General features: G+C 44.7%; 13 protein-coding genes and 1 pseudogene. 4 read left to right on the top strand and 10 right to left on the bottom strand.

Translation table 11 applies throughout. The features are described 5' to 3' along the window. Positions 1-104: 104 nt before the first annotated feature. Positions 105-1,097 (bottom strand): LacI family DNA-binding transcriptional regulator, encoded by a 993-nt coding sequence (locus NST44_RS20735; RefSeq protein WP_312889714.1) that lies wholly within the window; start codon positions 1,095-1,097, stop codon positions 105-107. A 76-nt stretch (positions 1,098-1,173) separates the two neighbouring features. Here NST44_RS20735 and NST44_RS20730 point away from each other — a divergent pair, with 76 nt between their 5' ends. After that, positions 1,174-2,001: an HAD-IIB family hydrolase gene (locus tag NST44_RS20730; protein ID WP_007128011.1), complete on the top strand. Its 828-nt coding sequence runs from the start codon at positions 1,174-1,176 to the stop codon at positions 1,999-2,001. Between the two features lie 127 nt (positions 2,002-2,128). After that, positions 2,129-2,329: a hypothetical protein gene (locus NST44_RS20725; protein ID WP_007128012.1), complete on the top strand. Its 201-nt coding sequence runs from the start codon at positions 2,129-2,131 to the stop codon at positions 2,327-2,329. 107 nt (positions 2,330-2,436) lie between these two features. Here NST44_RS20725 and NST44_RS20720 read toward each other — a convergent pair whose 3' ends face one another. The 5 genes from NST44_RS20720 to NST44_RS20700 all read right to left on the bottom strand — a co-directional run bounded on the left by NST44_RS20720 (position 2,437) and on the right by NST44_RS20700 (position 6,143). Further along, complete coding sequence (locus NST44_RS20720; RefSeq protein WP_138919310.1) at positions 2,437-2,907, bottom strand: hypothetical protein; 471 nt, start codon at positions 2,905-2,907, stop codon at positions 2,437-2,439. 183 nt (positions 2,908-3,090) lie between these two features. Then, entirely contained in the window at positions 3,091-3,654 is a 564-nt protein-coding gene (locus NST44_RS20715) for a histidine phosphatase family protein (protein WP_007128014.1), read from the bottom strand. Between the two features lie 141 nt (positions 3,655-3,795). After that, positions 3,796-4,536 (bottom strand): class I SAM-dependent methyltransferase, encoded by a 741-nt coding sequence (locus NST44_RS20710; RefSeq protein WP_007128015.1) that lies wholly within the window; start codon positions 4,534-4,536, stop codon positions 3,796-3,798. Positions 4,537-4,765: 229 nt separating this feature from the next. Continuing rightward, on the bottom strand, positions 4,766-5,542 hold the full coding sequence (locus NST44_RS20705) for a hypothetical protein (protein WP_007128016.1): 777 nt from the start codon (positions 5,540-5,542) through the stop codon (positions 4,766-4,768). Positions 5,543-5,741: 199 nt separating this feature from the next. Further along, positions 5,742-6,143 carry a DUF6223 family protein gene (locus NST44_RS20700; protein ID WP_028405259.1) on the bottom strand — a complete coding sequence of 134 codons (402 nt, stop codon included), beginning with the start codon at positions 6,141-6,143 and terminating at the stop codon, positions 5,742-5,744. 318 nt (positions 6,144-6,461) lie between these two features. Here NST44_RS20700 and NST44_RS20695 point away from each other — a divergent pair, with 318 nt between their 5' ends. Further along, positions 6,462-7,148 (top strand): response regulator transcription factor, encoded by a 687-nt coding sequence (locus tag NST44_RS20695; RefSeq protein ID WP_340900507.1) that lies wholly within the window; start codon positions 6,462-6,464, stop codon positions 7,146-7,148. After that, positions 7,145-8,281: a sensor histidine kinase gene (locus NST44_RS20690; RefSeq protein ID WP_340900506.1), complete on the top strand. Its 1,137-nt coding sequence runs from the start codon at positions 7,145-7,147 to the stop codon at positions 8,279-8,281. The genes NST44_RS20695 and NST44_RS20690 overlap by 4 nt, the downstream gene beginning before the upstream one ends. Positions 8,282-8,622: 341 nt before the next feature. Here the strand turns inward: NST44_RS20690 and NST44_RS20685 are convergent. The 4 genes and pseudogenes from NST44_RS20685 to NST44_RS20670 form a co-directional block, all read right to left on the bottom strand. Next, positions 8,623-10,116 (bottom strand): annotated as a pseudogene (locus NST44_RS20685) (M28 family peptidase). Positions 10,117-10,769: 653 nt separating this feature from the next. Further along, positions 10,770-11,642 (bottom strand): tetratricopeptide repeat protein, encoded by an 873-nt coding sequence (locus NST44_RS20680; RefSeq protein ID WP_007128022.1) that lies wholly within the window; start codon positions 11,640-11,642, stop codon positions 10,770-10,772. A gap of 22 nt (positions 11,643-11,664) precedes the next feature. Further along, a complete protein-coding gene (locus NST44_RS20675) occupies positions 11,665-12,624 on the bottom strand; it encodes an ATP-binding protein (RefSeq protein WP_007128023.1) in 960 nt (319 codons plus the stop codon). Positions 12,625-12,767: 143 nt separating this feature from the next. Then, positions 12,768-14,978: a M20/M25/M40 family metallo-hydrolase gene (locus tag NST44_RS20670; protein WP_340900504.1), complete on the bottom strand. Its 2,211-nt coding sequence runs from the start codon at positions 14,976-14,978 to the stop codon at positions 12,768-12,770. Positions 14,979-15,220: the final 242 nt, after the last annotated feature.

The following is a 15,220-nucleotide window of genomic DNA, read 5'->3' as shown; positions in this document are numbered from 1 at the left end:
TGCGGCTATTAAAGCATGAATCTTCTTGTCGTTTTAATTGAAAGGTGTCACTGTTTAGTAGAGATCGCGGTCGTTCTTTTTATTTTACCTTCACTTCTCTTTTTTCAAGTAGATTTACGGATAATCAGCGAAGCCTTGTAGGTTTTCACGATAGGAGCAAATTGCAGTCCCTTCAATCTCCTGGTAAGACATTCCGTAACATCCCTCACCATATCGGAAATACAATTGGTTAATGTGGTCAGCTCCGGGTCAGTCATCAGTCCTACAGGATGGTTATCGCATCCGATGATGGACATATTTTGCGGTACGGATATCCCAGTTTGCTTTGCTGCCTTCAAAATACCGGTAGCTACAAAGTCACTACCTGTTATCATTCCATCCGGCAAATCATCAGAAGTAAATAATTGTTCTCCCAAAGAGTAACCATCCTCCATAGTCACCAGACCCGTGTAACATTGCGCTTTCGTACAAGCAAGGCCAAATTGTTGGTGAGCCAGTTGAAACCCTCTCCATCTTCGCTCTTGCAATGGTGTCAGTTGATCCATACAGAAAAATAAATGACGGCGCCCCTTGGACAGCAAATAGGCTGTCGCTTGAAAGACCGCATCTTCTTCATCCAATCGAAAGACATCGAGGAACTCTCCGTCCATCGCTTCGTTGCATATGATTCCAATGGAAGAACCTATATATTCTTTAATCTCTCTTTCAGAGAAATGGGAATGAGCAATAACCACGGCATCCATTTCTCGTCGTAACAATCGGGCATACACATCTCGTTCATACTCGCGGGATAATTCGGTCTGATAGATGACAAGTCGATACCCCGCTGAGCCTAAAGACCGACTTAATGCGCTAACAAGCTGACTGAAAAAGGGATGCTCCACATCCGGGACAATCACACCGATATGATTGCTGGCCTGAAGACGCAACTGAACCCCCTGCGTATTACGGACATATCCCAGCTGCTTAATGGCTTTCTGGACTTTTTGTCTGCTCTCATCCGATACATGCGGATGGTTGTTTAACACGCGTGATACGGTTGACTTGGAGAGACCGCTTACTCGAGAAATATCTATTATGGTGGGCAAAACGAACACCTCATCTAAAGTATTGACCTGGGAACGTTCCCTGCAACTATGATATCGTTATCAAACTGTAGGAGGAATGACACGTATGCAAGTCATCTATATCCCCGCTGTAACTGAATACCTGATATTTTTTGATTTCGACGAAACCTATTATCCGCATGAATGTTTGCCTGAACAACTCAATATGGTATACGAGCTGGAGCAATACCTCCAGCAGCTAGCCAGAAATCGTCAAGTAAAAATAGCTTGGGTTACCGGAAGCAGTGTTCAGCAACTTCAAGCAAAAATGAAAATAGCCGGTATGACGCAGCTCCCCCATTATATAGCGAGCAATCTGGGCACAGAGATGTGGGAGGTGGAGTCTGACGGACATCTGGTCACTGTTCCATCATGGACAAAGATTATTGGAGCATCCGGATACTCTCGAAGAGATGTGGAGGATTTAATTAGCGAATTAAAATCAACATACAACATTCTCCTTCACGAACAAACTCAATTTGGTCAATCCGGATATAAAATGAACTACTATTATTATCCGATATCACCAACAAGAACCCAATACGATTTAAGCATCATCAGGCACCTGGCTGCAAATCAGGGGATCGGCATTAATATCAATGTTTGCAATCCAAAGGCGGGAGATCCGGAGCACGCATATGATGTCGATTTTATCCCGGCTGGAACTGGAAAAAAAGCGGCTGTTCAATTCCTGATGGATTATTGTCAGGTACTCCCTTCCAAAACATTGGCCTTTGGAGACAGTGGTAATGACATCGAGATGCTTCAGATGGTTGCCCATGGATATCTTCTCCAGAATGCAACAGCTGAGGCAAAAGCAGGCCATAACAACGTTGCTCCTTATCCTTACGCCGAGGGTATTTTGCATGTATGCAGAAATTTCTTTGGGGAGTAATTCATGCTTTACTTTTGCATTTGCTTAGCTATTATCCAATACAAATACCGCCGATTTCCTCTTTGGAGAAGGGCGGTATTTACATATCGAGAGCTTAACAAGCCTATCCCCCGCTCGGAGGGTATATATGGAGCAACACCGGAGTATTATATTCTGCGCAGAGTTTGAAGATTTCCGTTCAAATACCATCCAACGGATCTCTGGTTTTCCCAAGCGACATGATCCGGAGAAAAACGGGATGAACTGGTCAGCATGGCCGATTATGCGCCTCAACAAGCTCCAAATCGCTGTACTCGATGACCAGCTCTTCGATACGGGCAATAAATAGCTATATCGCAGGCAGGGTTTGAAATGATGGCTTGCGAAATATCGAAATATCCCTTCTGACAATGACGAACCTCATAAAGAGCTCAGTTAAAACGATGGGGTGGTTTTTTACCACTTCTTTTTCTTCCTCTGCTTACCAAATAGAGCAAGCTTCAGCAAATAGGCTCCGTCTTTCTTGATAAAAGGAATGGTTGCAATTCCTAATGCGACGAGATAAATAAATGCAACCGTAAAACAAGCCGAGGTAATTTCAGAGTATTTGAACAAACTCGGCGTATCCGTAAAATAGCAAATGATTTTCAAGATAAATATGTTCAAGGCTACGGAGACCAAAGTGACAAAACCTGAGAGTGTGCGTTTCCCCTCATTCTCAAATTTTTGGGCACGAAATATCATCGACCAGAATAAAGTGGTCCATAAATAATACAGAATAACAATCAAAAACCAAATAAACCATAAAAAGGCTAAGATTAACAAAAGCATGTTCCCCAACTCCCTTCGGTGAAATCGTAGCTTTGCGGATGATTTTGTTGTTTGGAGGAATGCTCTTGTTGACCATTGCGTTGCTTCCTGTAACAAAACCTGTTCCCCTCTAGGAGCTTTCTTCTAGCACCATTGCATCTTCAAATCTTCAATAATAGGGTGTAAGTGTTCTCAACATGAAACAGCACAGGCCCTTACATACTCACAACAAAGAGACCGCAAATTATGCAGCTCCCATGGTCTCTATGGGTCTTATCGATCGGCCCATTAACCAACAGACTACAATTTCAATCGATATACCCCAGCCTCACCGAGAAAATCTTTTCGGGTCAATCCTTTTTCTCCAAGCAATATCCGGTAATTCGTTATCGTGCCATCATGTGAAATCATGAAAATTGTTTTATATCTTTCCCCGATCCACGCTATTAATCGCTTAGCATATCCTTCAAAGATATATTGCTCAATCTGGTTAATCCCTTCTTTCCAGCACTCCAAATTGAAATCGAGAATTTCAATATCTCCATACAGATTTCGAATTTCAGTTTTAGAAAGGATATGATCACATGCTAAAAAAGGGAGATCGGGGTTCTGAGGAAACATTCTCGGACCAACAAATGGAGAAATTACAAAGTCCAAATCATTTTTTAAAATAGCTGCCGTCTCTATTGTGCGTTTAGTTGGACTCACAAGAACTAAATCATCAGGATCAATTATAGTATCATTTCGTAGCTGCGTTACTTGAAATTTGCCGTACTCCGTAAGACTAGGATGCAGAGTATTCAACCGATTTGGATAATCGATAAGATGCTCTCCATGACCGTGCCTGATAAATATGAAGTCCATTTTTCACCCTCTTAGCGACATATCCCATATTTGGAATTCTGTGCTTGTATGTAGCAATCCTGCTGTTAACGAAATGAAGCTCCCGATCGACGGCTTCTTCGAAGTTGATTAATAAGTTATTAGTTCGCCTTACTTTAACATCTATTTGTCCGCCAGGATAGTAAATTCCCAAGGGATATTTTCATTATTCCATCCACGATGCTCATCAAACCTTTGCAATCTGAACCCTGATGCGACGACCGAATTAATAATATCACTTAACGTGTACAATCGAATGGAGACATCGGGGAAGTCTTTCTGCTCATCTATATCAAATGCTCCTTTATACGCCACATCTCCATTTTTTATTTCCGTATCAAAGTAATTGACCTCGCCATGAGATGAGATACATCTTCCTAAGGGATGGAAATCACTTAAAACCAATTGTCCACCATTATGCAATAAGGCGTAAAGAATACTCATGAACTTGTCCAAATCACCGAAATAGTGTAATATTCCTCCCTCTAAATATAGAATGTCGAAATATCCTCCGTACTCCTTTAGGTCAATATCATATATGTCGGTGACGATATATTCTAATGTGATATTTGCGCTTGCTGCCAGCTCTAAAGCATATTTTTTGTTTTCCTCAGAGATATCGAATACAGTCACCTCTGCTCCTAGTAAAGCTAACGGAACAGCTTTTCTTCCATTTGAACCGCAAAGGTTAGCAATCTTTTTGCCTTGAACATGTTCAAAAAGGCCTTTATGCTTTTTAAGTGCCGCGAGCGGGTTTTCTAATAGCAGACGTGCTTTTTCCTCAGGAGAACCATCTCTTTTATGCCAAAATTCATATGCACGATACTCCCAAGCTTTTTTATTTATTTTACTTTGTTTATGCACTTCGTTCCCCCTCCCTTTCTCCTTACTAAAATTATACAACAAGTTGCGACTAACCTGACACGAAACCTGTCTGTATCGAATGGGAACAAGCTCGCCGGAGCTTAAAAAGAATCGGCAGCAGTCCCCCCTTACTCGTTTCGAACATGGAGTACCGCTGCTTTTCAATAAAACCGGCTAGTAAAGCCTCGAAAGACTTGCCCTTTGTGATGATTCGGATCCCCGCAATACTTTATTGGCTAGTCAGGTTAGCCAATCGCCGTATCTCTTCGCTTAACCTTCGATTGACTGGATACACTTCTTCGATAAAATTTAAAATACGAAGCGCCGACTCGGGAACATGATGGTATCCCTGTATCATGTCTCCTATGATTTCCGCAAAACGGGGGAATCTCCTCTCCAGCCGCCTCTCATTGCCGAATGGGTCGGGAAAGTATTCCACCTCTTGCTCCAGTAGATGGAGGACGGATAGAATCCTGTCCACTGCGTAGCCTTGAACAAACCTCGTCGCGGAAAGACGCTCTCCCCTTGCATAGCGACCGAGCCCCACGTATAGGTTTGTTAGCGCTTCATTCAAAGGAAAGTCCAAACAATCCGCTCTTAGGCTGGGGACCGGATTGGAAGGTTTGGCGATTGCCGTATTAGCATACATTGGATCCTTCCAAATGACCCGGCCTGCCGTATAGGTCGCGTTAGCCAACTCCGATTCCTCGAATACAGCATATTCCCCGAAAATACCATCCTCGAACAGTACTTTGTAGCCAACATCAGAATTCTTAAACGAATAGGCAAGAGGGTGTACATCCTCGAGCCAATCCAATCGGTCTATATATCTGTTTTTCTCCCCGGGCTTTACAATGACAAAGAAATCTAAATCCGAATATTCATCCAACCGTTCTGTCTCGACCCCAACGGAACCAACTCCTAATAATAAAAGAGCTCCCCCCTTCCGTTCGAGCGACTTCCCGATATCGCCCAGCCGCTGTAACAACAATTCCGTTCTTAACATTACGAATCCTCCCTTTCTTTTGGAATGCAAAAAGGGTCCAACCCACTTCTCAGCGAGGTTGAACCCGAAGGTTGCATTGCCTTTGTTATTCTGTCTTCAAATTACCACGCAGCCTTATTGCTGTCAATCGAAGACAACTAGTAGGCACTAGGGGAGATAATTGCACGATACTAGAACCGATTCCTATACAATTGTAGAGTCAGCCGGTGCGGCGGGAACGGGCCAGAGTTAGCCCGGCGAGGACCATGCCGATCAGCCCCATCAAGATAGCAATGATAGCCCCAGCTCGCCCGGCGCCGGTGCCGAAATCACCAGTGAAGATGGTGAGATGCACCCCGGCGTACGATATGACGATCAGCCCTAAAACCGTGGCTACGATTGCCCCGTTTCGCCCACCGTTGCCGATGCGACGGACGGAGCGGGCCAGAGACAGTCCGCCGATTACCACGCTGACTAGTCCCAACGCCGCGTCCAAAGTGGCCCAGAGGCGTCCTTGGGTTAATCCGTATACGACATTACTGTTGGTTGCTTCAGCAAAGACAATAGTTGGAACGAGTAGGCATGCACAAAGTATTAGGAATGAAACTAGCATCATTTTCATTTGTTAATTACTCCTCCTTTTTGTTTTTCCATCGCTTGCTTTGAACCTCCAAGTTTCGACAGCAACAGCCAGATCATTGACCACGAGTTGAATGCGAATCTAGGTTTTCTCAATCGACGACGCATACGCAGTCATTCCTTCCGTTTTGAAAATTTCTCTCCTTTCACAGCCAGTTTACACATCAAATGTCGAGATCTTATGCAGATCTTCCGCTATTTGCGTGGATTTCTTTAAGAGCCTTCCTAATCACGGTATAATTTTCGGTAAGCGGTGAGTACTCGTAAGTGAAAGGAATTAAAAGGAAAGGATGTGATGGGAATGGGACCGAAATTGCTGCTTGTGGAGGACGAAACGGGAATGCTGGAGGAGATGCAGACCTATTTGCAGCGTGAAGGGTTCAAGGTATTGACCGCCTGTACCGGCAATGAAGCGCTCATGATTGCCCGGTCTGAAAATCCAGATCTCGTCGTGCTTGATTGGATGCTTCCCGAGAAAAGCGGAATCGACGTATGCCGCGAAATAAGGCATACCTCGCATTGCGGCATTATTATGGTCACGGCGCGATCGGATGAATCTGATAAAATCGTCGGTCTGGAAATCGGTGCGGATGATTATTTGACGAAGCCATTCAGCTTGCGCGAGCTCGCATCGCGCATCAGAGCTGTGCTTCGCCGATTAAACGGGCCTGAAGACAAGTCGATGTTCTTGGAAAGAGACAACTTGATCATTTCCGAAGCCAGATGTCAGGTATTCAAAGACGGTCATGAAATCCAATTGACACCAACTGAATTCAAAATTTTGTTCACACTCGCGGGTCGTCCCGGCATAGTCTTTAGCCGTTTACAATTATTAAAGGCTGCTTTGGAGGATGAGTACATGGGATACGAAAGAACGATGGATTCCCATATCCGGAATCTTCGCCGAAAATTGGAAGACGATCCTGCCAATCCCCGATATATTCAGACGGTATATGGTTTCGGTTACCGATTCGGTGAACGTTCATGAAGATAACGTTTCGGATGAAAGTATTTGCCTGTATGGTGCTTCTCATGCTCATTGTAAGTATCACTTTCTCCCTTACAACACAACTTTACGCAGGTGAACTGGTCGATCAATTTCGAAAGGAACGCATCGATGCCAACTATTTGAAAGCCATGCCCGAAGATCAAATCGAAATCTTTATCTCTTATTTCATTGACAATATGAAGCTGGACACACTGCTTAATGTAACACACGGCGTACGCTTGCTCTTTTTTATTACCATCGGGTTACTCTTCAGCTTTTGGATATCAGGGGTGCTGACCCTCCCGCTTAAAAAGCTAATAGCCGCAATAGAGCGCGTGGCCCAAGGTGACCTTAACGCCAAAGTGCCTGTGGACACGAAAGATGAGTATGGGAAAGTCGCTCAAACATTCAATGATATGACGTTTCGCCTGAGTGAAGCTGAAGAAGCTCGCAGTCGATTGGTGGCCGATGTTGCCCACGAGCTTCGCACGCCGCTGTCCTTGATGCAGCTTAAACTGGAGAATTATCAACAGGCCGGCCAACAGATCTCGCCAGAAATGTTACTTCGGATTCATGATGAAGTGATCCGAATGAGCTTGCTAGTCGATGATTTACATGTCTTATCGTTGGCAGAAGCAGGACGGTTGTCGCTCCATCGCAAACCGCTTGATTTGACGGTTCATTTAGAACGAATTGTGGACGACGTGAAATTTGAAGCGGAAGAAAACGGAATTGCCCTTAGTCTTTATACGATTTCGAGACCGATTTCCGTAATGGTCGATCCGAGACGGATAACGCAGGTTTTCTTTAATTTGCTGACCAATGCGATTCGTTACACGCCAAGTGGTGGGGAGATTATGGTTAAAATCGAAGAGCGGGTCGTGGATCGGAATGCGTACTTTGTACGTGTCTCGGTGATCGATACCGGCATCGGAATATCGGAGGAAGCATTGCCCCGCCTATTCGATCGATTTTACCGCGTGGACGAAGCACGCTCGCGGCATACAGGCGGTACGGGACTCGGTTTATCCATCGCGCATCATTTTGTAAAAGCCCATGGTGGGTTCATCCGCGTTGAGAGTGAACCCGAGAAAGGTACAACATTTTCCGTTTATTTGCCTCACGGGCAATGATAATTATAAGAGTTGGTAGCCCGGCGTACAAACATGCAGGAAATCCACTTCCTATGCCCCTACGATCCGGGGTGTATATGCTGTTCCGTTGACACCCTCCCTCTTCTTACCCGCCCGTTAGCTTCGAAAAAAACATTAACCACTCTGTTTAATATCCCATAAAAGAGATCAACAATGTACGGCAAGGATCATGTGACAAAGGGGTGTCCATAGTTCTCTGTCGCCTCCAACGGGCATATCTCGATTATGCAAAACAAGCAAACGCGGTTTTCGCGATTGCTTGTTTTGCATGATGGTGTTTAATTATGAACGGTAACATTCGTTAACGTTTAAGCAGAACGCTAATGTCTCTCATATACAGGTCGATCCGGCCCGGGTTCGGCCAGGCTCCATCCGATACCGAGCAGAACGATGATGGCAATGAACGCAGCCGGCAATACCCATTTCCAGGAATGCGCGAGCATCCGGACGGCAGGAGACATCAGGGCAAGGATCATTCCGATCAACACGACGCTGAACAGGTGAACTCCCGGCGGCAACAAGAGGAATACGATATGAAAGACCGATGTGAACATCAGAATAGGGACAAGCGTCGTTCCCAAAACTACGGCAGGATGGTTTAAGGTTTCTAGCGGATCGCGGGTGCATGCCGCCCATATCAATGCAGCGTAATGGATCAGCAGTGGGATCGAAAATAGATAGCTTGCACCCGGCAGAAACCAGGTTGAGCCGATGAGCAGCAGTAGGAACAGAAATCCGCCGCCAAGCAGCATCTCTAATTCATTCGATTTCCGCACGATCCAGCGGGTAAGCGCAACATGAACGATGAGTGTTACCAGAACGAAGCTGATGCTGTAGAGAAGCGTATCATAAGTTGCGCCTGTAGGCTGCGTCATTTTGCCGGCCCACAACGTTTCGATCAGCGTCCACAAGCCATAGCTCAGTGCGGTTGATAGCACGGCGGCCAGAATCGGGGTTCCGAGCCCGATTAAACTCCCCTTTGTGGTTAGTAAGGAGAATCGGGCATACAACCAAGCAAAGGCCAGCCATAACGCTGCAAGCGCAACAGTAATCGGAATCGCCCACTGCGTAGGGTAATGAACCAGCAGGCCGAACAAATTGAAATAAATGCGGTTGCTTGTGGAGGACAAGTCTGACAAGTCGAGATTGCCGAAATGCCTTGCCATGGCGAGCGCATTCTCGCCTTGATGCTGCACGGTCTCAAGGGAGACATTCTCCGTATTGTCCATAGGGGTATGATAAGCTACCCAACCATCGCCATAGGCAAAGTTCAGTCCCGGAAGACCATGCTCCAGGGCCACCGTCAGATCGGTATCGTTCGGCAGTTGCTTGTAAAGGTCCACCAAGAGCGAGTTGCTGACAGGATTGGACACAGCCCGCGCGTATTCTTCGATAATCCGTCCGTTGCCATCGCTGGTCTAGAACATGAAGGATGAACCCTTTGATCCTCGGGCTTCAAAATTTGCGATCATGCCAACCTCACGATGCAGCGGGTCACGGAAGAACACCTCGGCTCCCAGCAGGCCTTTCTCTTCCCCGTCCGTCAATAGAATCCAAATATCATTCTGAGGAGGAGATCCGGCTTGTATTGCCCTTGCCGTCTCCAGCAATGAAGCCACGCTTACCGATGCATCATTCGCCCCGGGCCCGGTAGGTACCGAGTCGTAGTGGGACATAAGAAGGAGCGGTTTGCCCGGTCCGGTGCCCTTAATGACCCCCAGAATGTTCGTAAGCTGGACGTCAGTATCGATGTATTTTGTTGTTAGACGGTCTTTAAACTCCTGAACCTCCGGGTTCAAGCCGAGCAACTCCATCTGTTCCACCAAGTATGCCCTGACTTCCCCATTGGCAGGCGATCCCATGGGGTGGGGCTCCTGTGCAATCCGTTCGACATGGACCATCGCCCGTTCAGCGGAGAACTCGGTTTCTGGCGCGTCCGTTCCCCTGGGTTGCGGCGGCTTCTCGAACCAATGCAGAAGGGAGACAAAAAGGATGACGGCGAGGATCGTCGTAAGCGGCAGCCAATAGGGATGTTTGCGGTCTGGCGGTCTGCTCAATTGAATTTGCATGATACCTAATCACTTCCTTTTAAGATCATTCAGACTCATTCATGGAGCAATCGTTCATCGTATGTATTAAAAAGCTCTTATACAGCGTAGTTCCAGAATATGACATGTGTCAATATTTGATTACAGTGTGTAATGAAATCAATGCATCACAGAGCAAGAGCTCCCATTAGAATGGAAGCTCTTGTGATTTATATCCAAGATGGTCATTTATTCAACTTTAGTTCCCGGTTATCTTAGCAACCAACATACTACAACTTCTTTCAATATGCCCCAGCCTTACCGAGAGGTCTCTTCTCTCCAAGCAAAGCAATATCTGATAATTCGTTATCGTAACGTGTATGTACCTGATGGACTTTTAAGCAAGCAATGCCCTTATGTTCTTCTCGTACACAAAAAGCTTATACGCCTCTGCGTCCCCAGCCAAAAACTTTGACATGCACGATGGCTTTGGTTACCCAATGCAAGAGCACATACAACACGATGAACAAAATGAGCAAAGGCCTAAAGAATAGCATTGCCACAACCCAGGTGAGCAGAATCTGCCAGTTCTTCATTTTCCGCAAATATTTTACTGGCCACAAGCATATTTTAAATAACTTTTCGTTATGCTGAAGCGCATCTAAAAATTCATCCTGGAACTGTTTGTTGTCCGGGTCCAAGCGGACGGCATTTCGCATATACGTCTCTTTCAGCTTGTATTCCCCACGCTGGCCAGACGACAAGCCGAGGAAAAAATATACATTTGGCGATTCCATATTATTGTTGAGGGCTTGCCTTTCCAACCTGGCAGAATCCTCGAAGTTTGTCAGCAACGCTTCCGTATAGCTTAACAAAGCCAAATATAATGGTGATTCCGGACGCAGTTCAAGCGCATGTGAAAGTGCCGTCTTTGCTTGCTTTGGCCTCCCCTTTTTGTTCAACATATTTGCCTGCAGATAATAATAATGAGGCTCATAGGGATCTATCCGTAAAGCTTCTTGCAGAGCTTCTTCGAAAGCCCGATCCTTATCCGTATAGTAGTAAACGCTGACGCGCACAAACCAGGCCAGCTCGTGCTGTGGTTCCCGTTTAAGCGCCTGATTCGACCAATGCAGTGCTTTGTCGTATTCATCCATGAATAAGTGAATTTGCGAGATTAGCGCAAAGACGTCCGGGTGCTCCGGTACTTGGCTTATTAGCTGCTCAGCTTCCTTTAAAGCTTCTTTATACCGCCTCCATTTGATAAGCTGCTGCGCCTTCGTATATGCGGCGTAATGATGTACGTCCTCCACCTGCTCTATCCCCTCCTATACATTACGACTTGACGCCATGCTTCTTAATGTAATCCAATACGATTTGATAATCCCCGTTAACGTCACTGAACGTCGCGTAATTCTTTGCTGTAGCAAACCAATCCAGCGTTGTTGCCTTTCGGCCTTTTGTGGATCTCTTTAAATCGTCCTGAGTAATAGGCTGGATCTCACCCTTCTCAAACGTACGCTCCATCGCTGATTCTACGGCATCATGGACTAACTGCTCTAAGTCGGCTCCGGAATAAAACTTCGTCTCTGCAGCAATTCTGGGCAGGTTCAGCGAACCCAGCGGCTTACCGGATAGCTTCAGTTCGAGAATGGTTTGCCGCTCTGCCTCTTCAGGCGGCGGTACAAAAACCAGATGGTTAAAGCGACCGGGACGTCTCAATGCGGAATCAAGGTACCAAGGCGTATTGGTTGCTCCGATGACAAACACGTTATCGTTCTCCGCCTGCAGACCGTCAAGCTCCAGCAGTAATTGGTTAACAAGCATGCGGTCATGATGCTGGCGCATTTGATGCCGGCTGCCTCCAAGGGCATCGATTTCATCAATGAAAATAACGCAAGGTTTGTTTTCCCGCGCTTTTTCAAATATATCGTGTAAGTTATGTTCACTCTGGCCAGAATACATCGAAAGAATTGACTGAAGCTCTACATGAAAGAAATTAGCATCGATCTCGCCTGCCACCGCTCGTGCCAAAAATGTTTTGCCGCATCCGGGTGGCCCGTACAGGAGCAAGCTCCCTCCAGCTTGTTTGCCGTATGCAGCATATACTTCCGGCTGCTTCAGAGGTAATATAAAATTCATTCTGATTTTCTTCTTAACCTCTTCCAAGCCTCCGACGTCGGCAAACGTCTCTTTTGGTTTCTCAGACTCGACAAGCGATTGATCCTCTTTGCTGAAATGAATAAGCCTTAAATTTTTGCGTCTTTGCGCTGCTAGTTCATCATGTTCCGACATTCTGCTCTCTCCTCTGTAATATTCTCTCATAAGAATATCATACTTCCATAAATTAGGGAGTAATCCAGCGAAAAAAAGACAACCGCAAATGGCTGCCTTCCTTCAATCCTCATGTGATGATTTGTATTCAGCACGCTAAAGAATTAATACGTAATACGTTCGATTACTACAATGCTTTCATCAAACAGCCCGCTCGTAATTAGATGGGATGGACGTTTGGAGCGGATTTCTGGATCAGGATGTTGTTCAGAACCAAAAGTAAACTCTATGGGCTGATCTCCTTTAACTTCTACAATGACATCCAAACCTTGTTTTGGAATACCTGCTTGTTTGTAATAGAAAGTTTCCATTGATTTAGGAATGGTAAAGGATTCTTCATCAACTTTTATTTTTTGAACGCGACCACCAGGTATATACAGATACATGTTTTGCACATCGGTTCCACCTGTGAATCGAAAATGAATCATTTTATTCCCTTGCTTTATCCCCGTCTTTACTAGCTTTATTTGTGGTATTTGATAGTTTCGTACAGGTGCATTTCCTACCCATGCTTGTTTATCATAGTTAAACGGTAAGATAGCTTTAATATTGGAAGTATTCGTTGAAGTTATATATTTCTTCGTCCAATCATCTGGTGGTTGGGTTGTAACCCACTGTGCTTGTTTTTTATCCTGATCCACGACATAGAATAAGTTACTATCTATAGGTCGATCTGCACTTGGGTTAGCTCTGAAAAAACTAATCGATATTATTACTACCGCGATTCCTATGAGGGTATAAGGCACCCATTGTCCAAGCTGGAATAACTGTTTACATGGCATGAACAGCAAAGCTAAGAGCCAAACGAAAAGTAACATGAGGTAAGGTGCAAGACTAACCGGAAAAAAGGTGAAAAGTAACTTGAGCAGTGGGGCGAACAGTACTACGGGTAAGAAGGATTTAAGGGATAATATCCATGTATTGGCACTTATTGTATCCATTTTATTCTTCCAAATTACCCACCCAAGTATCAGTAGTGATACAAGCAATGGCCAAGCAAACAGATAGCTGGCACCAGGTAGAAATTGTGTTAACAGGATGAGAACTATGACACCAAGAAAGATCGCCGACAAAGTCATTTCCCATTCATTTACGGAACGGAATTTCCTCCAGATAAGGAAACTGATAGATGCCGTGAGTAATAGAAATGCCCATTGATAATAAGAGCTGTCATATATTGCCCCACTGAATAAGGTCATTTTTTCTCCCCAAAGTGCGTTTACACCCATCCAAATCATTACCGTTGCGAAGATCGAAGAAATGACAGCGAACAGGATAGCTAGCAAACTGAACCCTAAGCCTTTGTAAGAGGCGCGCTTGTTCTTAACTGCAATGATCGTAACCATCGCGAATACAAGTACAATCAGCCCTGTAAGGGGATAGACCCAGTAATAAGAGTAGGAAATGACTACACCAAAAAAGTTAAAATAAACGGCATTCTCTTTCTTAATATCATTTAATTCCAATTGACCGAAGTGCCTTGCCATTGCTAAGGCGTTTCGCCCTTGATGCTCTAGCGAACGTATATCTAGGTGTTTGACATCGTCACGTGGTGTATGATATCCAGTCCATCCATCACCATAAGCAAAATTCAACCCGGGTATTTTATTTTCATTGGAAACCGTTAAATCCGAGTCGTTTGGCATGATTTCAAAAAGATTTCCTAGTAAGGATGAGGTAACGGGATTTGGGGCTGCTTTGGCAAATTCTTTTACCATCCAACCGTTATGATCACTGGTTTGGAACATGATAGACGGACCACTTGTTCCTCTAGCCTCGAAATTAATGATGAGATCAATTTTTTGTTTATGTTTTGATTTCGTCCAAAATTCCTTTGCACCCATTAATCCTTGCTCTTCGCCATCAGTAAACACGAAATAGATATCATTTTTTAAAGGTGGAGCTGATTTTAATACACGTATGGTTTCTAATAAAGCGGCAACTCCGCTTCCATCATCACTAGCTCCCGGTCCTTGTTGAACAGAGTCATAGTGTGCAGACATCATCATTGCATGATCACTGCTAGTACCTTCAAGTTTAACAATCACGTTGTACATATCTCCGCCAGTTAACATTTTTGGGTATAGAGAAGCATGATTGGAGTGTTCGATTTCTGGTTTTAATCCCATTAATTTTAATTGTTCAACCAGATAATTTCTTACTTTTTCATTTTCGATTGATCCGCTTGGATGAGCAGTCTTTGCGATGTGGTTTAAGTGTTGGACAGCACGATCTGCTGAGAAATTTTCCGAGATATCCGCCTTCTTATCTGGGCTTGGTGGAACAATGGTATGAAGGCTGATAAAAGCAATCAAAAATATAAATGATATGATCGTAATGGCCTTAATAATTTGATTATCAGTCAGATTTAATCCTCCTTATGGTTACTTGGTTGTATGTATCATAATGAAAAAGAAAAAGACAAACCAATGGTTTATCTTACAGTTACCTTACTTTACGGTAAGGTGGGTTATTGAGAAAAAATTACGCCCTGTCCTCCCTTTGCCAAAAAGGAAGGTTCTAATTTTGTATGAAAGTAGGCCCTTTCAATCCCGGC

It is taken from the genome of Paenibacillus sp. FSL W8-0919, assembly GCF_038003785.1.
Classification (GTDB): domain Bacteria; phylum Bacillota; class Bacilli; order Paenibacillales; family Paenibacillaceae; genus Paenibacillus_AQ; species Paenibacillus_AQ lactis.
This window is presented reverse-complemented; position numbering and strand designations above follow the sequence as displayed.

Coding starts and splice junctions, on each gene's coding strand:
- NST44_RS20675 (WP_007128023.1), bottom strand. CDS start 12,624: ATGTCGGAACATGATGAACTAGCAGCGCAAAGACGCAAAAATTTAAGG.
- NST44_RS20690 (WP_340900506.1), top strand. CDS start 7,145: ATGAAGATAACGTTTCGGATGAAAGTATTTGCCTGTATGGTGCTTCTC.
- NST44_RS20730 (WP_007128011.1), top strand. CDS start 1,174: ATGCAAGTCATCTATATCCCCGCTGTAACTGAATACCTGATATTTTTT.
- NST44_RS20700 (WP_028405259.1), bottom strand. CDS start 6,143: ATGAAAATGATGCTAGTTTCATTCCTAATACTTTGTGCATGCCTACTC.
- NST44_RS20725 (WP_007128012.1), top strand. CDS start 2,129: ATGGAGCAACACCGGAGTATTATATTCTGCGCAGAGTTTGAAGATTTC.
- NST44_RS20715 (WP_007128014.1), bottom strand. CDS start 3,654: ATGGACTTCATATTTATCAGGCACGGTCATGGAGAGCATCTTATCGAT.
- NST44_RS20695 (WP_340900507.1), top strand. CDS start 6,462: ATGGGACCGAAATTGCTGCTTGTGGAGGACGAAACGGGAATGCTGGAG.
- NST44_RS20705 (WP_007128016.1), bottom strand. CDS start 5,542: ATGTTAAGAACGGAATTGTTGTTACAGCGGCTGGGCGATATCGGGAAG.